The organism is Nocardia sp. NPDC003963 (assembly GCF_053605105.1).
Window position 1 is genome coordinate 684469 of sequence record NZ_JBSGIP010000001.1, and the last position, 16024, is coordinate 700492.

Annotated in this window: 15 protein-coding genes; 7 read left to right on the top strand and 8 right to left on the bottom strand. The window is 68.6% G+C overall.

Going from position 1 to position 16024, the window contains the following annotated elements; translation table 11 throughout:
• Window positions 1-77: 77 nt before the first annotated feature.
• Window positions 78-779, bottom strand: a complete 702-nt coding sequence (locus ACWEWT_RS03195; RefSeq protein WP_452555639.1) for a TetR/AcrR family transcriptional regulator — start codon at window positions 777-779, stop codon at window positions 78-80.
• A 177-nt stretch (window positions 780-956) separates the two neighbouring features.
• On the opposite strand from ACWEWT_RS03195, the gene ACWEWT_RS03200 reads away from it, so the two are divergent.
• Window positions 957-2528 carry a succinic semialdehyde dehydrogenase gene (locus ACWEWT_RS03200; protein WP_452555641.1) on the top strand — a complete coding sequence of 524 codons (1572 nt, stop codon included), beginning with the start codon at window positions 957-959 and terminating at the stop codon, window positions 2526-2528.
• A 43-nt stretch (window positions 2529-2571) separates the two neighbouring features.
• Entirely contained in the window at window positions 2572-3399 is an 828-nt protein-coding gene (locus ACWEWT_RS03205; protein WP_452555643.1) for an SDR family NAD(P)-dependent oxidoreductase, read from the top strand.
• On the opposite strand, the gene ACWEWT_RS03210 is transcribed toward ACWEWT_RS03205, so the two are convergent.
• Both ACWEWT_RS03210 and ACWEWT_RS03215 read right to left on the bottom strand, forming a co-directional pair.
• Window positions 3383-4189 carry a putative protein N(5)-glutamine methyltransferase gene (locus ACWEWT_RS03210; protein WP_452555645.1) on the bottom strand — a complete coding sequence of 269 codons (807 nt, stop codon included), beginning with the start codon at window positions 4187-4189 and terminating at the stop codon, window positions 3383-3385. The genes ACWEWT_RS03205 and ACWEWT_RS03210 overlap by 17 nt on opposite strands.
• A 108-nt stretch (window positions 4190-4297) precedes the next feature.
• Window positions 4298-4924 (bottom strand): NUDIX hydrolase, encoded by a 627-nt coding sequence (locus ACWEWT_RS03215; protein ID WP_452557650.1) that lies wholly within the window; start codon window positions 4922-4924, stop codon window positions 4298-4300.
• 104 nt (window positions 4925-5028) lie between these two features.
• On the opposite strand from ACWEWT_RS03215, the gene ACWEWT_RS03220 reads away from it, so the two are divergent.
• Window positions 5029-5799 carry an SDR family NAD(P)-dependent oxidoreductase gene (locus ACWEWT_RS03220; protein WP_452557651.1) on the top strand — a complete coding sequence of 257 codons (771 nt, stop codon included), beginning with the start codon at window positions 5029-5031 and terminating at the stop codon, window positions 5797-5799.
• Between the two features lie 47 nt (window positions 5800-5846).
• Here the strand turns inward: ACWEWT_RS03220 and ACWEWT_RS03225 are convergent, their stop codons facing one another.
• Both ACWEWT_RS03225 and ACWEWT_RS03230 read right to left on the bottom strand, forming a co-directional pair.
• Complete coding sequence (locus tag ACWEWT_RS03225) at window positions 5847-7169, bottom strand: adenylosuccinate synthetase (RefSeq protein WP_452555647.1); 1323 nt, start codon at window positions 7167-7169, stop codon at window positions 5847-5849.
• Between the two features lie 239 nt (window positions 7170-7408).
• A complete protein-coding gene (locus ACWEWT_RS03230) occupies window positions 7409-8350 on the bottom strand; it encodes a hypothetical protein (protein WP_452555649.1) in 942 nt (313 codons plus the stop codon).
• Window positions 8351-8488: 138 nt separating this feature from the next.
• Between ACWEWT_RS03230 and galT the strand changes: the two genes are divergently transcribed.
• A complete protein-coding gene (gene galT, locus ACWEWT_RS03235) occupies window positions 8489-9667 on the top strand; it encodes a galactose-1-phosphate uridylyltransferase (RefSeq protein WP_452555651.1) in 1179 nt (392 codons plus the stop codon).
• 104 nt (window positions 9668-9771) lie between these two features.
• Here galT and ACWEWT_RS03240 read toward each other — a convergent pair whose 3' ends face one another.
• Complete coding sequence (locus ACWEWT_RS03240) at window positions 9772-10650, bottom strand: YdcF family protein (protein ID WP_452555653.1); 879 nt, start codon at window positions 10648-10650, stop codon at window positions 9772-9774.
• A gap of 263 nt (window positions 10651-10913) precedes the next feature.
• On the opposite strand from ACWEWT_RS03240, the gene ACWEWT_RS03245 reads away from it, so the two are divergent.
• The 3 genes from ACWEWT_RS03245 (at window position 10914) to ACWEWT_RS03255 (ending at window position 13579) form a co-directional block, all read left to right on the top strand.
• The gene (locus ACWEWT_RS03245; RefSeq protein WP_452555655.1) at window positions 10914-11765 is read left to right on the top strand and encodes a bifunctional 5,10-methylenetetrahydrofolate dehydrogenase/5,10-methenyltetrahydrofolate cyclohydrolase; all 852 of its coding nucleotides are present in this window, start codon (window positions 10914-10916) and stop codon (window positions 11763-11765) included.
• 130 nt (window positions 11766-11895) lie between these two features.
• Complete coding sequence (locus tag ACWEWT_RS03250) at window positions 11896-12378, top strand: cation:proton antiporter regulatory subunit (RefSeq protein ID WP_062996757.1); 483 nt, start codon at window positions 11896-11898, stop codon at window positions 12376-12378.
• Window positions 12379-12388: 10 nt separating this feature from the next.
• Window positions 12389-13579 (top strand): cation:proton antiporter, encoded by a 1191-nt coding sequence (locus tag ACWEWT_RS03255; RefSeq protein ID WP_452555657.1) that lies wholly within the window; start codon window positions 12389-12391, stop codon window positions 13577-13579.
• An 11-nt stretch (window positions 13580-13590) separates the two neighbouring features.
• Here ACWEWT_RS03255 and ACWEWT_RS03260 read toward each other — a convergent pair whose 3' ends face one another.
• Window positions 13591-14346 carry an SDR family NAD(P)-dependent oxidoreductase gene (locus ACWEWT_RS03260; protein ID WP_452555659.1) on the bottom strand — a complete coding sequence of 252 codons (756 nt, stop codon included), beginning with the start codon at window positions 14344-14346 and terminating at the stop codon, window positions 13591-13593.
• 1071 nt (window positions 14347-15417) lie between these two features.
• Window positions 15418-15768 carry a hypothetical protein gene (locus ACWEWT_RS03265; protein WP_452555661.1) on the bottom strand — a complete coding sequence of 117 codons (351 nt, stop codon included), beginning with the start codon at window positions 15766-15768 and terminating at the stop codon, window positions 15418-15420.
• Between the last annotated feature and the right edge of the window lie 256 nt (window positions 15769-16024).

Genomic DNA, 16024 nt, shown 5'->3' on the forward strand with positions numbered 1-16024 from the left:
CGGCGGCCGCGGAGGAGTGTTTTGCCCCGTCGTGTCCTGCGCCGCCGCCCGAGCGGTGGCCGGGAAAGCAGTGCCGATCAGTCGCCGATGGAAGCCGCGGCCGGGAAGATACCGGGCAGACTCATCGCGTAGTGCACATCGTCGGTATTGCCGAGCGTCGCCAGCACTACCCGGATCATGGTCAGCCGGGCCGCGGCAACCGTTTCCGGAGCGGGCTCGCGGCCCGGTTCGGCCGCGGCCGAGATCCGGTAGACCACGTACTCGCAGACGTGCAGCGCCGCATCCAGGTCCAGCGGTGCCGGTACCGGGCGCCCCAATTCGGCGAATTTGGTGCGCACGATCGCGCGGATCCCGTCCAGCGCGGTGTTGCGGTATCCCGATACCGGCGAACCGGGGTCGTGGAGTTCGGCGAACAGCGGCCGCAGCATCGGGCCGTGGCCGCGGGCCCAGTCGAGATAGGCGTCGATGAGCCGGATACCGAGATCCACGCCCTCGCCGGACGCCTCGACCGCGGCACCGATCCCACCGACGAGTTCGGCATTGGAGATATCGAGAACCGCGTTGAGCGGTTCGGTGGCGTTGGCGAAATAGCGATAGAAGGTGGGGCGGGACAGCCCGGCCTCCTCGATGATCTGCGCGACGCTCGATCCGCGGGAACCGCTGCGGGTGAATACCGCGGCGGTGGCCCGCACGATCCGGGCGCGCACCTGTTCGGCCTGTTCGTGCGTCTGTGGCGGCCGGCCCCGACGGGCGGGCCGCTCGGCGTTCGGGGTGCTCACGACGGGTCCGCCGGCCGGTCTGTGAGATCCCACAGCTCCCGGCGGTTCCGGGCTGTTGCGTGGAACGGAGCCCTTGACACGGCGTACGGCACGGGGATTACCCTAACACCACTGTTCAATTAATCATTTCCGCTGTGGTTCCGCCGCGGCGCGCCAACGCCCAGGAGCACCCCGACGATGACGACCGCCCAGCGTCCAGCCGCCACCGGCGCGGTGACCCCGGATATGGTGAAATCACTGCTCGCTCGGGCCGCGGCCGGCGGTGCTCCCGCCGTCGCCGTAGCCGCTCCGGCCACCGGTGAACAGATCGCCGAACTGCCGCAGTCCTCGGTCGCCGATATCGACGCCGCGTTCGAGCGTGCCCGCATCGCGCAGCGCCGGTGGGCGCAGGTCCCGGTGCGGGAGCGGGCCGCCGTCCTGCGCCGCTTCCACGACCTGGTGCTCGCCGAACAGGACACCATCCTCGATATCGTCCAGACCGAAACGGGTAAATCCCGGGCGCACGCGTTCGACGAGGTCGGTGATGTCGCGGTCAACTCCCGCTACTACGCCGCCACCGCACCCAAACTGCTCGCCCGCCGCAATCCGCGCGGGGTACTGCCGGTGCTCACCGATGTGCAGGTGCGCCAGCGACCCAAGGGCGTGGTGGCGGTGATCTCGCCGTGGAACTACCCGCTCGCGCTGGCTGTCTCGGATGCGCTGCCCGCCCTGGTGGCCGGTAACGCGGTGGTGGGCCGCCCGGACAACCAGACCGCGCTCACCGCGCTGTGGGCCGTCGACGCCGCGATCCGGGCCGGGCTCCCGGAGGATCTGTGGCAGATCGTGCTGGGCCGTGGTTCGGTGATCGGCGGCGAGGTGATCGACCGCGCCGACTACGTCGACTACACCGGCTCCAGCGCCACCGGCCGCACCATCGGCCGGCAGGCCGGTGAGCGTCTCATCGGTTGTTCGCTGGAACTGGGCGGTAAGAACCCGCTGCTGGTGCTGTCGGATGCCGATCCAGGCGCCGCCGCTCGCACCGCGGTCCGGGCCAGTTTCGCCTCGGCCGGTCAGCTGTGCGAATCGATGGAGCGTATCTACGTCCACGAGAAGGTCCACGACCGGTTCGTGGACGAGTTCGTCGCCGCGGTGCAGGCGCTGAAACTCGGTTCACCGCTCGACTATTCGACCGATATGGGTTCGCTGACCTTCCCGCGGCAACTCGAGACGGTCCGGGCCCATGTCGACGACGCGGTCGCCAAGGGTGCGACGGTCCTGGCCGGCGGTGTGCACCGTCCGGACCTCGGGCCCTACTTCTACGAACCCACGGTGCTCACCGATGTCACCGCCGATATGACGGTGTATCGCGAGGAGACCTTCGGCCCCGTCGTCTCGGTCTACCGGGTGGCCACCGACGACGAGGCCGTGACCCTGGCCAACGACACCCCCTACGGGCTCAATGCCAGTGTCTGGACGCGCAGCGCGTCGCGCGGCCGGGAATTCGCCGCCCGGATCAACGCGGGTTCGGTGAACGTGAACGAGGGTTTCATCGCCGCCTGGGGCAGTGCCGATGCGCCGTCGGGGGGCGTCGGGATCTCCGGCACCGGCCGTCGGCACGGTCCGGAGGGCCTGCTCAAGTATGTCGACACCCAGACGATCGCGGTCCAGCGCATGCTCCCGATCGCGCCGCTGCCCGGGATGTCGGAGGCGACGTGGGCGAAAACGATGACCCTCTACTTCCGGGTGATGAAGACATTGCGCCAGAAGTAGGCCGCGCTCGCTCGCTAATTCCGACGACAAGGATTCGAAACCGATGAAACTGGATACGGTGGCCGGTAAGAAGGTGCTGATCACCGGGGCCGCGATGGGCCTGGGCAAACTGTTCGCAGCCCGGGCGGTGCGCGAGGGCGCCGCCGCCGTGGTGCTGTGGGATATCAACGACACCGCGCTGCGGGATACCGCGGCCGAGCTGACCGCCGCCGGCGGTACCGTCCACACCTACGCGGTCGATGTCTCCGACAGCGCGTCGGTCGCGTCGGCCGCGGCGTCGGTGCGCGCGGAGGTCGGCGAAATCGATGTCCTGGTGAACAACGCCGGTATCGTCCGCGGGAACACCTACTTCTGGGAAACCACGGACCGCGGCGATATCGACAAGACCATGGCGATCAACGCGCTGGCGCCGATGTATGTGACTCTGGAATTTCTGCCGGGGATGGTCGCCCGGAGCTCCGAGGCCCGGGTGCTCACCATCTCCTCCTCCGCCGGGCTCGTGCACAACCCGCGGATGAGCGTGTACGCGGCGTCGAAATGGGCGGCCCTGGGCTGGTCGGATTCGGTGCGGATCGAACTCGAGCAGGCCGGTCACGATCATGTGAAGGTGACCACGGTATGCCCGACCTATATCGACACCGGAATGTTCGAGGGCGCCAAGGGTTTCTGGTTCACTCCCATCCTGGACCAGCACAAGGTCGTCGATACCTCCTGGACCGAGATGAAGAAGGGCACACCGGTCGTGATCCTGCCGTGGACCTCGCGACTCAACAAGGCGCTGTCCGGGGTGCTGCCGATCAAACTCCGCGATCTGTTCCTGAACACGGTCGGCGTGTACCACTCGATGGACGCGTTCACCGGCCGGAAGTAGCCGCCGGACGCCGGCCGACGGCCACCGTGGCGTCGAGGTCCGGCGAGCGGACGATGCGGGAGACGAGCCCGCTGCCGGTGAGCAGCTCGGTGGCGGCCGGGATCTGATCGACGCCTATCTCGATCAGCAGGCTTCCGCCCGGCGCCAGCCAGCCCGGCGCGCCCGCCGCGGTGCGCCGGGCCAGGTCCAGGCCGTCGGGTCCACCGTCCAGGGCTACCGGGGGTTCGTGATCGCGAGCCTCCGGCGGTAGTCGCGCGATCAGGCTCGAGGGTACGTACGGAGTGTTGGCGAGCAGGATATCGATCCGGCCGCGCAGCGCCCGCGGTAGCGCGTCGAACAGATCGCCCTGATGGACCCGGCCGCCGACCGCTGCCAGGTTCTCCTTCGCGCAGGCCACCGCCACGGGGTCGATATCGGCGGCCACCAATTCCGCCGAACGGGTACCGAGTTCGGTGAGCAGGGCCAGGCCGAGTGCTCCCGATCCGCAGCACAGATCGACCACCGCGCGCACCGGGTGGACAGCGGCCAGGCCGAGCGCCTCGTCCACCATCAGGGCGGAGCGCTGCCGCGGTACGAATACCCCGTCGCGGACGCCGATCCGGATGCCGCGGAACTGCACCCAGCCCAGGAGATGTTCCAGCGGTGTGCCCGCGATACGACGTGCCAGCAGTGCGGCCAGTTCCGTTTCCGAGGCGGCCGCCTCGACCAGTAACCGGGCCTCGTCCTCGGCGAATACACATCCGGCCGCGCGCAGCTGCCGGGTGATATCGGCGATGTCGAATGCGGTCATGGGCACAAGTCTGGCGACTGCGGGCGCCGTGCGCATCGGAAATACCGGCTGGTGTCGCCGTCGTCTCGTTCGGTGCGGTCGGCGGGTCGCTTCCGGCCGTTCGTGCTGCTACTGCTCGCCGCCGAAGGCCCAGACCGCGGCGGGCCGGCCCGTGGCCTTGGTGCGGCGGCGTTCGTCGGTTTTGCGCAGTCCGGGGATTCCGGCGAGGGTGCGGTTCAGGTTCGCCGCGTCCGGGCGGCCGCCGAGGAGGGAGGTGGCGAGGTTGACCGCGCGGGTGGCCGGGAATTGGTCACCGAGCAGTGCCCGGGTCAGTGGCAGATCCTTCCAGAGCAGCCCCGAGAGCAGTCCACGCGCGGCGGTCACGATGCTGTTGTGGTCGAAGGCCAGTGCCGGCGGTTCGCCGAAGGACACCCAGCGGGCGGGGCCTTCGTGACGGCCGGTCACCGCCCACATGACGATCGACAGCGTCGGCCCGCGCGGATCGCGATTCGGTTCGTCGAAGGTCACCAGCTGGCCGACCGGGCCGATGGCCTCGTCCGGTACACCGAGTTTGGTGCGCACGGCCCGGCGCGCCGCTTCCGCGAGACGTTCGCCGCGGCCCAGCAGTACACCGGGTAACGCCAGCTGCCCGGTGAAGGGCTCGTGCAGGCGTGCCGCTATGCCGAAGGTGGCCGCGGCGTCGTCGGCCCAGAACCGCAACGCCACGACATCCACCGATACCGCCGATTGGTCCACAGCTCCCATACTGCCGTATCTCGCGTGGGAGACCGTGCGCTGGGTATTGTCATTCTTTGAAAAGAGAATGACATTCTTGTTATGGGGAAGGTGGGCGTGTGGAGATGGGTTCATCGGGGCTCGACGGAAAAGTAGCGGTCGTGGCGGGCGGTGCCACCGGGCTCGGGGCCGCGACGGCCGTGCGGCTCGGGGCGGAGGGCTATCGCGTCGTCGTGGGTGATCTGCGTGAATCCGACGCGGCGGTCACGGCCGACACCATCACCGCGGCGGGTGGCGACGCGGCGGCAGTGGCCTTCGATCTCGCCGACCCGGAATCGATCGCGGAGCTGTTCGCGGCCACCACCCGCCGGTTCGGTGGGGTGGACGCGCTGTTCAATGTCGGTGCCGATATGCGCACCCTGCGTCACGACACCGACGCCGTCGATATCGATCTGGATATCTGGGACCGGGTGATGACGGTCAGCCTGCGCGGCTACCTGAGCACCATGAAGAACGCGATCCCGCTGATGCTGGCACGAGGGGGCGGGGCGATCGTCAACATGTCCTCGGCCGCGGCGTTCCAGGGTGAACCCACCCGCCCCGCCTACGCGACCAGCAAGGCCGGAATCGGTGCGCTGACCCGGCACGTGGCCACCCGGTGGGGCCGGGAGGGGATCCGCTGCAACGCGGTGGCACCCGGATTCACCGCGACCGAGGCCATCCGTTCCGCACCACAGTGGCCGGATCTGGAGAAGGCGGCGCTGGACCGGATGCACAGCCCGCGGGTCGGTGAGCCGGCCGATATCGCGGCGGCGGTGACGTTTCTGCTCTCCGGTGACGCCGCCTGGATCAACGGGCAGATCATCAATATCGACGGCGGGACGATTCTCCGCTGAACGGACCGGTGTCGCTCCGGCCGCATACCGGCTGCGCGCGGATCGCCTCACGCTGTTCGGGACGGTGCCGTACCGGAGATCGTGGGTGCCCCGGGGCGGAGCACCGCGTCGAAGAACGCGCTCGGCCGTCGCGCCCGTCGGTCCGGGCCGGACGCCGTGAGTACCACCGGTAGGCCCAGCCGATGTTGCAACCAACCGGCCACATCGGTGGGCAGTTCGGCGTACAACGGCGTTGCCGCGGTGAGTAATCCGGTCAACGCCCGCTGGTGACCCAGGTCCTGCCAGGAGCCCGGTTCGAGCGCGGTCCGGACGCCGTCCCGGGTGGCGTAGGCAGTGGCCGCCCGTCCGCCGTATATCGCGTCCAGGTGGTTGACCACCAGACCGTCCACACCACCGGACACCGCGACGGCATACCGCAGCAGCACCGTATCGAGATATCCCTGCCGGAACGCGCCCTGGTATCGACCGGAACCGTTGTGCGGCTCCGGATTCCGCAGATCCGGATCCTCCGTGGGGAAGGGTCCGGCGCCGTGCCTGGTCATATAGGTGCGGGTCACCCCGAGGGTGACCCCGCGGGCGCCGATTCCGGCCAGCAGTGCGCGGGCATTGCGCGGTTCGACCGTCGACCAGGTGGTGTGCGGATGGAATCCGCGCCATTCGTCCAGCAGCACCCCCTGCGCGCCCTCGAACACCAGCCGTCCGCGCCGCGCCGCGCGGCGCAGTTCGTCCGGGCCGGTTATCCGCACTGCCGCGCCGAATTCGCGGTACGCGCCGACGAGTGCGTCGATCGATTCGTGCTGATACGGGCTCGACGCGAGTAGTGGACGGTAGTGCGCGGCGAGTGCGCTCAGTTTCCGCCGGAGCGCGGTGGGCCTGCGGCAGTCCGCGACCCGCGGTGCGTCGTGGCGTAGGGCATAGGCGGCCGTTTCCCCGATCCCCATCCCGCACGATCCGTGGCGCCGGGTACCACGGGCATCCTCACGGGCTCGGTTGGCGGCGATATGGATCGGAGTGGTGAGCAGCGCCCGACCGTCCACGGACAGCAGCGACAGCGGGTCCGCGACACCCGTCCCGGCGAGCTGCTCGGCTTCGGCGGCCAGGGCCAGTGGCTCCACCAGCACGTATTCGGAGAGCAGGGTGGGCACTCCCGAGAAGGTGCCGGACCCGAACTGGGCGAAGGTGTGGTGGCGCTCGCCGGCGACCACAGTGTGCGCGGCCTGCGCCCCACCGTTGAACCGCACCACCGCCGAGACGCCGAGGCCGGCTTCGGGGGAGCACAACCAATCGACGGTCGCGCCCTTGCCCGCGTCGCCGAATCCGAGATCCACCACGACCGGATGGCACCCGGCCGCTATCGCTTCCGTACTCATCACTGCTCCTCATCTATGTGTCCCGCCTCCGGCGGGACGGGCGGGGCTGTGTCCATGGCGGCGCCTTCGGCGCCGCGGGGGTGGGGCCCTATCGACCCCGGTTCTTCACTCCGGCGCTCAGTCGCTGCGCTCCTTCGCGCTGTCGCTCCAGAACCGGGGCGGGCCCCACCGGCGAATGCTGACCATCCGGGGTGTCGGGGAAGGGTGCGGAAGTGGGGCTCCGGTATCCGGTCGCTGTTTCAGTGGGTGCCGCCGGGGAGGGCCTTGGGCTCCGTCGCACGCAGCGCCCGGCCGACGATCTCGGCCTCGGCGGCCGAGCCGACATCGCGGAGGTCGGCCAGCCCGGTGTGCACATCCACCTGGTTCTCCGCCAGCCCGATCGTCAGCGCGATCAGCTCGCAGACCGCCGCGGGATCGTCGAGCCGCAGGAACCGCTGCCCCAGCAGTGCGCGCCAATGTTCCGCGATATCCGGATCGTGGTAGTAGGACGACTGGTTCGGCAGGATGTAGTGCACTTCCCAGCGCTGCGCGAGTTCCCGGTAGATCGAATCGACCGCGATATCGGTACGGATGTGGTCGCCGAGTACAGCGCGGATATGCCGGGAGGCCAGCCGGGGTTTGTTGAGCTCGTCGCCGATGAGGAACAGGTATCCCTTCTTGCGGCGCTGTTCCCAGGCGTCGGTCACCACATGCCGGGCCATGAAATAGGCGGCCAGTTCATAGCTTTCGGACTTCTGACCGCCGCCTCCGCCTTCGAGGAGGATATTGCGCAGCTGTTCGTCCATCCGGTTGTCGGATTCGAACTGACCCACCTGCAGTGGTGCCCGATCGGTATCGGCGTCACCGATACCGCCGAAGAGGAGCTGCGGATCGTCGGCATAGCCCTTGTCCGCCAGCAGGCCGTGCAGTTTCCCGAGTTTGCCCTGCATGATCATCGGGACCCGGCCCATGGATCCGGTGACGTCGAAGAGTACGGCGATCGGTAGGGAATTCCCGTGCTCGGCGGAATCGCGGCACTCCCGTGCCGCCACTCCGAACGGGTCCAGGTCGGGGTGGACGGTCCAGGTGTCGTGGGGCTGGTCGCGCAGTTGCGCGGTGTAGCCGAAATCGTCCATACCCCGGTGTGCCCGGTAGGCCTTGGCGGCGTGGTAGGCGCTGTGATCCCAGTTTCCGTAACCCATCTCGGGCCTCCTCGATTGTTTTGGTCGATACGACCATAACGTGCCGGGTGGGCAAGAGTCCATACCTTTTCGGCCCGGGTGGCGGGCGGTGGACGGGAAGGCTTGCGCGCTGTCGGCGCTGACCCGCCGGTGCCGTGGATGGGAGATGGGCGGGGGCGGCCTGGTTATCGTGGTCGGGTGCCGACCCGAATCGTGAAGCGCACCGCGAAACTGGCCGACGGCCGGGATCTCATCTACTACGACGACGCCGATACCCGGCTCGGCCCCGAACGCCGTATCGACACCCGCCACCTGGACCCGAGACCGCCGACCGCGGTGATGCGCCAGGATGTGCTCACCGGGGAATGGGTGTCCATCGCCGCCGCCCGGCAGACCCGCGTGGTGTTACCACCGGCCGACCGCGACCCGCTCGCGCCGCAGACGCCGGACAATCCGTCGGAGATACCCGATCAGTACGATGTCGCGGTCTTCGAGAACCGGTCCCCGTCCTTCGGTCCCGCGCTACCGGACGAGGTGGCCGGTGAACCGCCCGCTCCGGCCGGTCTCGCCGATATCGTGGATATCGGCTTCGGCCGGGAACGGGTGGCGGTCGGGCGATGCGAGGTGGTGTGTTTCAGCCCGGCGCACGAGGGCGCGTTCGGCGATCTCACCCCCGGTCGCGCCCGCACCGTGATCGAGGCCTGGGCCGATCGCACCGCGGCGCTGTCCGCGCTGCCCGGGGTGCAGCAGGTGTTCCCCTTCGAGAACCGGGGCAAGGCCATCGGCGTCACGCTGCCGCATCCGCACGGTCAGATCTACGCCTACCCGTACATCACACCGCGGACAGCCCGGCTGCTCGATTCGGTACGCCGGCTCGGCCCGGATCTCTTCGAACGCGTGCTGGACAGTGAACGCGCGGGCGGCCGGGTCGTGCTGGCGGGGGAGCGGTGGACCGCCTTCGTGCCGTTCGCGGCGCGCTGGCCGGTCGAGGTGCATCTGCTACCGCATCGGCAGATCCCGGATCTCGCGGCCACCGACGAGGCCGAGCGGGATGAATTGGCGACCCTCTACCTGCGTTTGCTACGCGGGATCGACGCCCTCTACGACGATCCGACCCCCTATATCGCGGCATGGCATCAGGCGCCGGTCCATACCGGCCGCGATACCGTGCGCCTGCATCTGCAACTGACCTCGATCAGACGCGGTGCGGACAAGATCAAATATCTGGCCGGATCGGAGTCTGCCATGGGGGCCTTCATCGCCGATATCCCGCCCGACGCGGCGGCCGCCCGGATCCGGGACGCCGTGGCGTCGATCCCGGAACCCGGTCCGCTGTGAACCGGGACGAGTGATCGGACGGGTGGCGCCGGTGGATCGGACCGTGCCACCGACCGGGCCGTGGTGCCCGGCTCACCGAGCCGGGCGCCACGGCCTACCGCGGGTCAGCGGCTGGTAGCGAGCTGGAAGGTCCGTGTCGCGTCGAGATAGATGCTGTACTGGGCCTGCTTGCTCGGCGGGGGTAGCTGGGAGACCAGCTGGTTCAGCGAGGTGGTGGCGCCCACCACCGGGATCCCGGCCACGTAGAGATCGGCCACCGCGCGCCGGATATGGTTCGGCGAGGTCACCGCCACCGCGCTGGTGGCGCCGACGCGGTGCAGGATATCGGCGCTGAACAGCGCGTTCTGCACCGTCGAACCGGCCCGGTTCTCCACGTGGATCCGCTCGGCCGGAATTCCCCGGCCGATCAACCAGCCGGCCATGGCCTGGGCCTCGGTGATCCCGTTGCTCGGGTTGTTACCGCTGACCACGATCGGCGAGAACGGTGAGGCGATCGCCTGCAGCCAGGCAGCCTGTAGTCGTTCGGCGAGTTCGGGCCGGGGCGTACCGTCGGGTAGCAGCCCGAACCCGAAGACCACGATGCCGGTCTGCGGTCCGACCAGTGCGGGAAGCGGGTTGGGGAGGGTGGCGACACCCGCGCTGACGCCGTGCAGCACGCCGTCGGTGCCCGCGGCCATCGCGCCGTCGACGGCGCGCAGCCGGCCCATCGCATCGTTGAGGGCCGGGAGATCGCCCGCGTAATGGGACCAGATCGCCTGCAGAGACAGGGCCTCGGCATCGGTGGGATCGCGTCCGATGAGATCGTTCAGGGCGGCTCGGCCGGCGACGGAGTCACCGTCGGTGAAATGGCGCTGAGCTGTGTTGTAGAGGGCGTCCGTTTCGGGACTGGCCTGGGCCGGCGCGCCGGTGAAACCGGCGAACGCGATACTCGTCGCGGCGGCGCTGACCGCCACCAGATACTGCAGACCTCTTCGACTGTGCACTACGGCGACACCTTTCCACGGGTGGAGTGGGTTCTCGCAGGAGATTCGTTCGATGAAATTCGGGGTGCGGTATGTGGCAACCCACCATAGGTCCGGTCTCGGCCGGAACCCGGGATTTGCGGCTGACCGATTGGGGACATGTCCCGTAAACCCGCTGGCTACGGCACAGCGGGGCGTATCGGTGCCACCGACACACTAGTACCCGGCGATCCGCGGGGTTGCGGGTGGGTCCGGCCGGGCGGCGACCGTTAGGGTGAATATCCGTGGATACCGCATCGCTGACCGGGAAAGATCTCGCCGCCGCCATCAACGCCGACACCACCGCGCGAGCGAAGGCGCTGACCGAGCGGGCGGGCCGGGCCCCGCGACTGGCCCTGGTGGTCGCCAACGACGACCCGGCCAGTGCCTGGTACGTGAACTCGTTGAAGAAATCGGCCGCGAACCGCGGAATCGATTGCGATACCGTGGATCTGGGCGCCGATGCCTCCGCCGACACCCTGCGCACCGAACTCTCCGTGCGCAGCGCCGACCCCGATACCGACGCCATCATGCTGCAGACACCGCTGCCCGCGGGCGTCACCCTCGACGATGTCTCGCCCGCGATCGCCGCCACCAAGGATGTCGACGGGGTGAGCCCGCTGTCGCTCGGGCTGCTCGCCGCGGGATCGGCCGGTTTCGCTCCGGCCACCGCCGAGGCGGTGGTGGAGTTGCTCGAACATCACGGGGTCGCCCTCGAAGGGCGGCATGTGGCCGTGGTCGGACGGTCGAATGTCGTCGGCAAACCGCTGGCGCATCTACTGCTCGCGAAGAACGCGACGGTCACCGTCTGCCACTCCCGCACCGTGAATCTGCCCGCGGTGACCGCGGCCGCCGATATCGTCGTCGCCGCCGCGGGCCGGATCGGCCTGGTGACCGGCGCGAATGTCCGCGAGGGCGCGGTGGTGATCGATGTGGGCACCAACGAATCGGCCGACGGGAAGATCGTCGGCGACGTCGACGCCGAATCGGTCCGCGGGATCGCCGGCGGACTGAGCCCGGTACCGGGCGGAGTCGGCCCGGTCACCACGGCGTTGCTCATGCGTCATGTCGTGATCGCCGCCGAACGCGCGCGGTGATCGGCGCTGCTCCGATCGGCCGCCCGCGCCGATCGGAGGCGCCGCCGAGGTTCGATACCCGGTCGCGCGGGGTAGCGCTAGTGTGTGTGCGGCTATCGGTCCGCACTCGCAGTCGAGTTAAGGTGACATCGTGAACGTCGAAGTGACACCCTTGCCAGGAATAGGCGTGCGCAAGGATTTTCCGCTTACCGCTGTACGCCGGCGGATCGGGGTCGTCGACCACAAGGACGGGACGATCGATCTGATCTTCACCAAGATCGGCGATCCCGACGCCACCACCCAGATCCCGATGACCGAGGCGGAGGCCGGGACCCTGGCCAATCTGCTGGGTGCCCCGCAGCTGGTGGGCCAGTTGCGCAACGAGCACCGGGATATGGACGGTGTGAACACCCGGCAGTTGCCGGTGAGCGAGAACTCGCCCTACGACGGGCGGACCCTGGGTGAGACCCGGATGCGCACCCGGACCAAGGCCTCCATCGTGGCCGTGATGCGGGCGGGTCAGGCGATGCCGGCTCCCGGCCCGGATTTCGTGTTCACCGGCGGCGACGTATTGATCGTGGTGGGGACCTCGGACGGTCTGGACAGTGCCGCGGATATTCTGAAAGACGGCTGAACCTGTAGCAATGAATGCGACCACGCTGGCGATGATCCAGCTGGGGGCGGTGTTCTTCGGGCTAGGAGTGCTCGGACGCATCGCGGCCCGGATCGGCATGTCCCCAATCCCGTTGTATCTGGTGGGCGGATTGGTGTTCGGGGAAGGAGGTTTCTTCGAACTACACGAGGCCGATGAGTTCATCCATCTCGCCAGCGAAATCGGTGTGGTGCTGCTGCTCCTGCTGCTCGGACTCGAATACAGTGCGGCCGAATTGTTCACCGGGATGCGAAGATCCTGGATGGCCGGCCTGCTGGACCTCGTCCTGAACACCACACCCGGTGTGGTGGTCGCGTTACTGCTGGGGCTCGGCCCGGTCGGTGCCCTGGCGATGGCCGGGGTCACCTATATCTCCTCCTCCGGGATCATCGCCAAGGTGCTCAATGATCTGGGCAGGCTCGGTAACCGGGAGACCCCGGTGATCCTGTCGATCCTGGTCTTCGAGGATCTCGCGATGGCCGCCTATCTACCGGTATTGACCGCGGTGCTGGCCGGCCTGGGATTCGTGGCGGGCCTGCAGGCCCTGGGAATCGCGTTGCTCGCGGTGACGGTCGTGCTCGTGGTCGCCTTCCGCTACGGCAAGTATGTATCCGCCGTCGTCGCCAGCGACGACAACGAGATCTTCCTGTTGAAACTGCTCGGCTCGGCGCTGCTGGTGGCGGGATTCGCTTCCGCGCTACAGGTTTCGGCGGCGGTCGGGGCCTTCCTGCTGGGTATCGCGATCTCCGATACCACCGCGCACAGCGCGACCAAGATCCTGGAACCGCTGCGGGATCTGTTCGCGGCCATGTTCTTCGTCCTGTTCGGCCTGACCACCGATCCGCGCAGTATCCCCCCGGTGCTGGGCTGGGCGATCCTGCTCGCGGTGGTCACCACGGTCACCAAGATCGCCACGGGTTGGTGGGCCGCCGCGCACGCCGGTTCGTCGCGACTGGGCCGGGCCCGCGCCGGTGCGGCCCTGGTGGCCCGCGGTGAATTCTCCATCGTCATCGCCGGTCTGGCGGTGGCCGCAGGGGCGGTGCCCGACGAATTCGCCGCCCTGGCAACAACTTATGTGCTGCTGATGGCCTCGCTCGGGCCGATCGTCGCACGTGTGGTGGAACCGGCGCTGCGGATCGCCACGCGCCAGCCCAAACCCGAACCCGATACCGCGGACGAATAACCGGCACCGGATCAGAGCGCGGTGTAACCGCCGTCGACCAGATATCCGGATCCGGTGACGAACGAGGCGTCTTCGGAGAGCAGGAACGCGATCACCGCGGCGACTTCCTCGGCCCGGCCGAACCGTTTCAGCGGATGCTTGTTCTCCAGGAATTCCCTGGCCTCGGCGGGCATTTCGGTGAGCGGCGTGGCGATGACACCGGGCTGTACCGCGTTGATCCGCAGTCCGGTCGCGCCGTACTCCACCGCGGCGGCCTTGGTCATCCCGAGTACCGCGTGTTTGGATGCGGTGTAGGCGGATCCCGGCGCGTCGGTGGCGACATTGCCGTGCACCGAGGACATATTGACGATCGCGCAGCGGTGCGGTCCGGCGGCCAGCATGGCCGGGATCTGGTATTTCATCCCGTACACCACACCGTCACAGTTGATCGACATGAGCAACCGCCATTTCTCGGGATCCAGCTCCCCGATCGGCCCGGGGCTCACACCGATACCGGCATTGTTCACGGCGAGATGCAGCGCCCCGTAGGTCCGGATCGCGAAATTCACCGCCGCCTCGTGGTCGGCGAGCTTCGAGGTGTCCTGCGCGACGGCGGCCGCCGTACCGCCCGCTTCGCCGATCTCCCGGGCGACCCGCTCGACCGCCGCGAGATCCACATCGCCCAGCACGACCTGCGCGCCCGCCCCCGCGAGTCGCTGCGCGGTCGCCTTCCCGATACCGGACCCCGCTCCGGTGACCAGCGCGACTTTCCCGGTGAACTCCGCCATATCTCCTCCGCGATATCGGTGAGTGATTGCAGGGGACTACCTGTGCGCGGGCTCCGGGAACAGCTGCGCCGGGACCGCCGGCCGTTCGGTCTCACGTCCTACACCTCGCACGGCATCCGGGATCCGGCGGCCGCGCCGCCCGTACCCTACCGGCCGATCGCGATCCCGAGGGGAGTCCCGGTGTGCGGTGGGCGAGTCGGTCCGACCTGCGCTCACCTCCGACGGGTGTGGGGACATCGGGTCCACAGTCGATGCCGAGGTTGCCTTTCCCCGGACCCCGGACCCCGGACCCCGGACCCCGGACCCCGGACCCCGGACCCCGGACCCCGGACCCCGGACCCCGGACCCCCGGAAACATCCGGGGCATTCGCGGCCGCTGCGCGCGCCGTGGAGTTCCGCCAGCGATGCATACCGGTCGCCTCGGGTGGCCGTGGGACGCGCCGGTTGCGAGCCGGGCGGAGTGGTCCCGCGCCGCCACCGAGCGCGTGTGATCGGCTGCCCGACGACCAGCCGCCGACGAACCTTCGCAGGAATCCTCGACTCACCCGGCCCGGGCGGTACGCGCAGCGACGCCGATTTCGACCACACGTGCCGGTCCCGTGTACCGGATTACGCCGCGGGTGCGTGAACCGGCTGTCGAGTTTCCTTGCGGAGCTCGGTTCCGATCGGACAGTCCGGGGACATGTAGGTGGTCGGCGAATCCATAGTCGGTGAGTTCGCTGAAGAACTCGAGCACCCCCGCCGCCGAGCATCGCGCAGGCGGCCGAAAGGGTCGTCGAGCTGCCGGCATACCGCGCGACCGTGTGGTGAGGCACGGGCACGCGTCCCTGCTCTCCACCGTAGCCACACCCCACATACCTTCCCCGGCACTCCGGATGGACAGCATTCGCAGGCGGGGCCCGCCCCGGTTCTGGAGCGACAGAGCGAAGGAGCGCAGCGACTGAGCGCCGGAGTGAAGAACCGGGGTTAATAGGGCCCCGCCCTGCGCCGCCGGAGGCGGCGCCGAAAATACAGATCCGCCGATCGGCCCCGCGGCGAGGAGGTCGATCGGCGGATCGGGAGTGCCGCCGCTCAGGCTGCGGCGGCGTGGCGGAGCGAACCGATCGCGATATCGATATCGTCGACATCGACGACCAGGCGAGTGTAATCGCATCCGCGCAGGTCGATGCGTACGGCGTTACCGCCGAAGAGAGTGTCCCAGAATTCTTTCCGCCCTTTGCCGCGGAATGTTCCCGCGGCGATTGCGCCCGGGAAGAATACGCCGGGTGCGCGTACCCACGGGGGCCGGCGGTCGATTTCGGCCGGTTCGACCGTCACGATGTTCGCCAGGTCGAAGGTGATTCGGTCGCACAGTGACAGCACACGGTGTGCGCCGCGCACGTGGGCAGTGACGGTGGTGCCGGTGATCTCGAAGTCCACCATGGGTTCCTCCCTGATGCCGAGTTCCGCTCGTCTGTTTTCCAGGATGCCGTCGTGTTCTGGCCGTTGGCTGTGCTGCGGCTGTGAAAATTCTCAGTTTCCGACGGCGGTTCATCGGAGTGATCGGTTTCGGGGGGTCGAGTGTTTCGTCGCAAATGGTGTGTTCGCCGGCGGTGTCGCGCGTGCCGAGGTGGCGCGGTGCGGGCGCTATCGGTCAGACTCGTCGGTGTGGATCAGATGTCATGCGGGCGGGCGGCCG

Coding starts and splice junctions, on each gene's coding strand:
- ACWEWT_RS03200 (WP_452555641.1), top strand. CDS start 957: ATGACGACCGCCCAGCGTCCAGCCGCCACCGGCGCGGTGACCCCGGAT.
- ACWEWT_RS03205 (WP_452555643.1), top strand. CDS start 2,572: ATGAAACTGGATACGGTGGCCGGTAAGAAGGTGCTGATCACCGGGGCC.
- ACWEWT_RS03210 (WP_452555645.1), bottom strand. CDS start 4,189: ATGACCGCATTCGACATCGCCGATATCACCCGGCAGCTGCGCGCGGCC.
- ACWEWT_RS03220 (WP_452557651.1), top strand. CDS start 5,029: ATGGGTTCATCGGGGCTCGACGGAAAAGTAGCGGTCGTGGCGGGCGGT.
- ACWEWT_RS03225 (WP_452555647.1), bottom strand. CDS start 7,169: ATGAGTACGGAAGCGATAGCGGCCGGGTGCCATCCGGTCGTGGTGGAT.
- ACWEWT_RS03230 (WP_452555649.1), bottom strand. CDS start 8,350: ATGGGTTACGGAAACTGGGATCACAGCGCCTACCACGCCGCCAAGGCC.
- galT (WP_452555651.1), top strand. CDS start 8,489: ATGGGAGATGGGCGGGGGCGGCCTGGTTATCGTGGTCGGGTGCCGACC.
- ACWEWT_RS03255 (WP_452555657.1), top strand. CDS start 12,389: ATGAATGCGACCACGCTGGCGATGATCCAGCTGGGGGCGGTGTTCTTC.
- ACWEWT_RS03260 (WP_452555659.1), bottom strand. CDS start 14,346: ATGGCGGAGTTCACCGGGAAAGTCGCGCTGGTCACCGGAGCGGGGTCC.
- ACWEWT_RS03265 (WP_452555661.1), bottom strand. CDS start 15,768: ATGGTGGACTTCGAGATCACCGGCACCACCGTCACTGCCCACGTGCGC.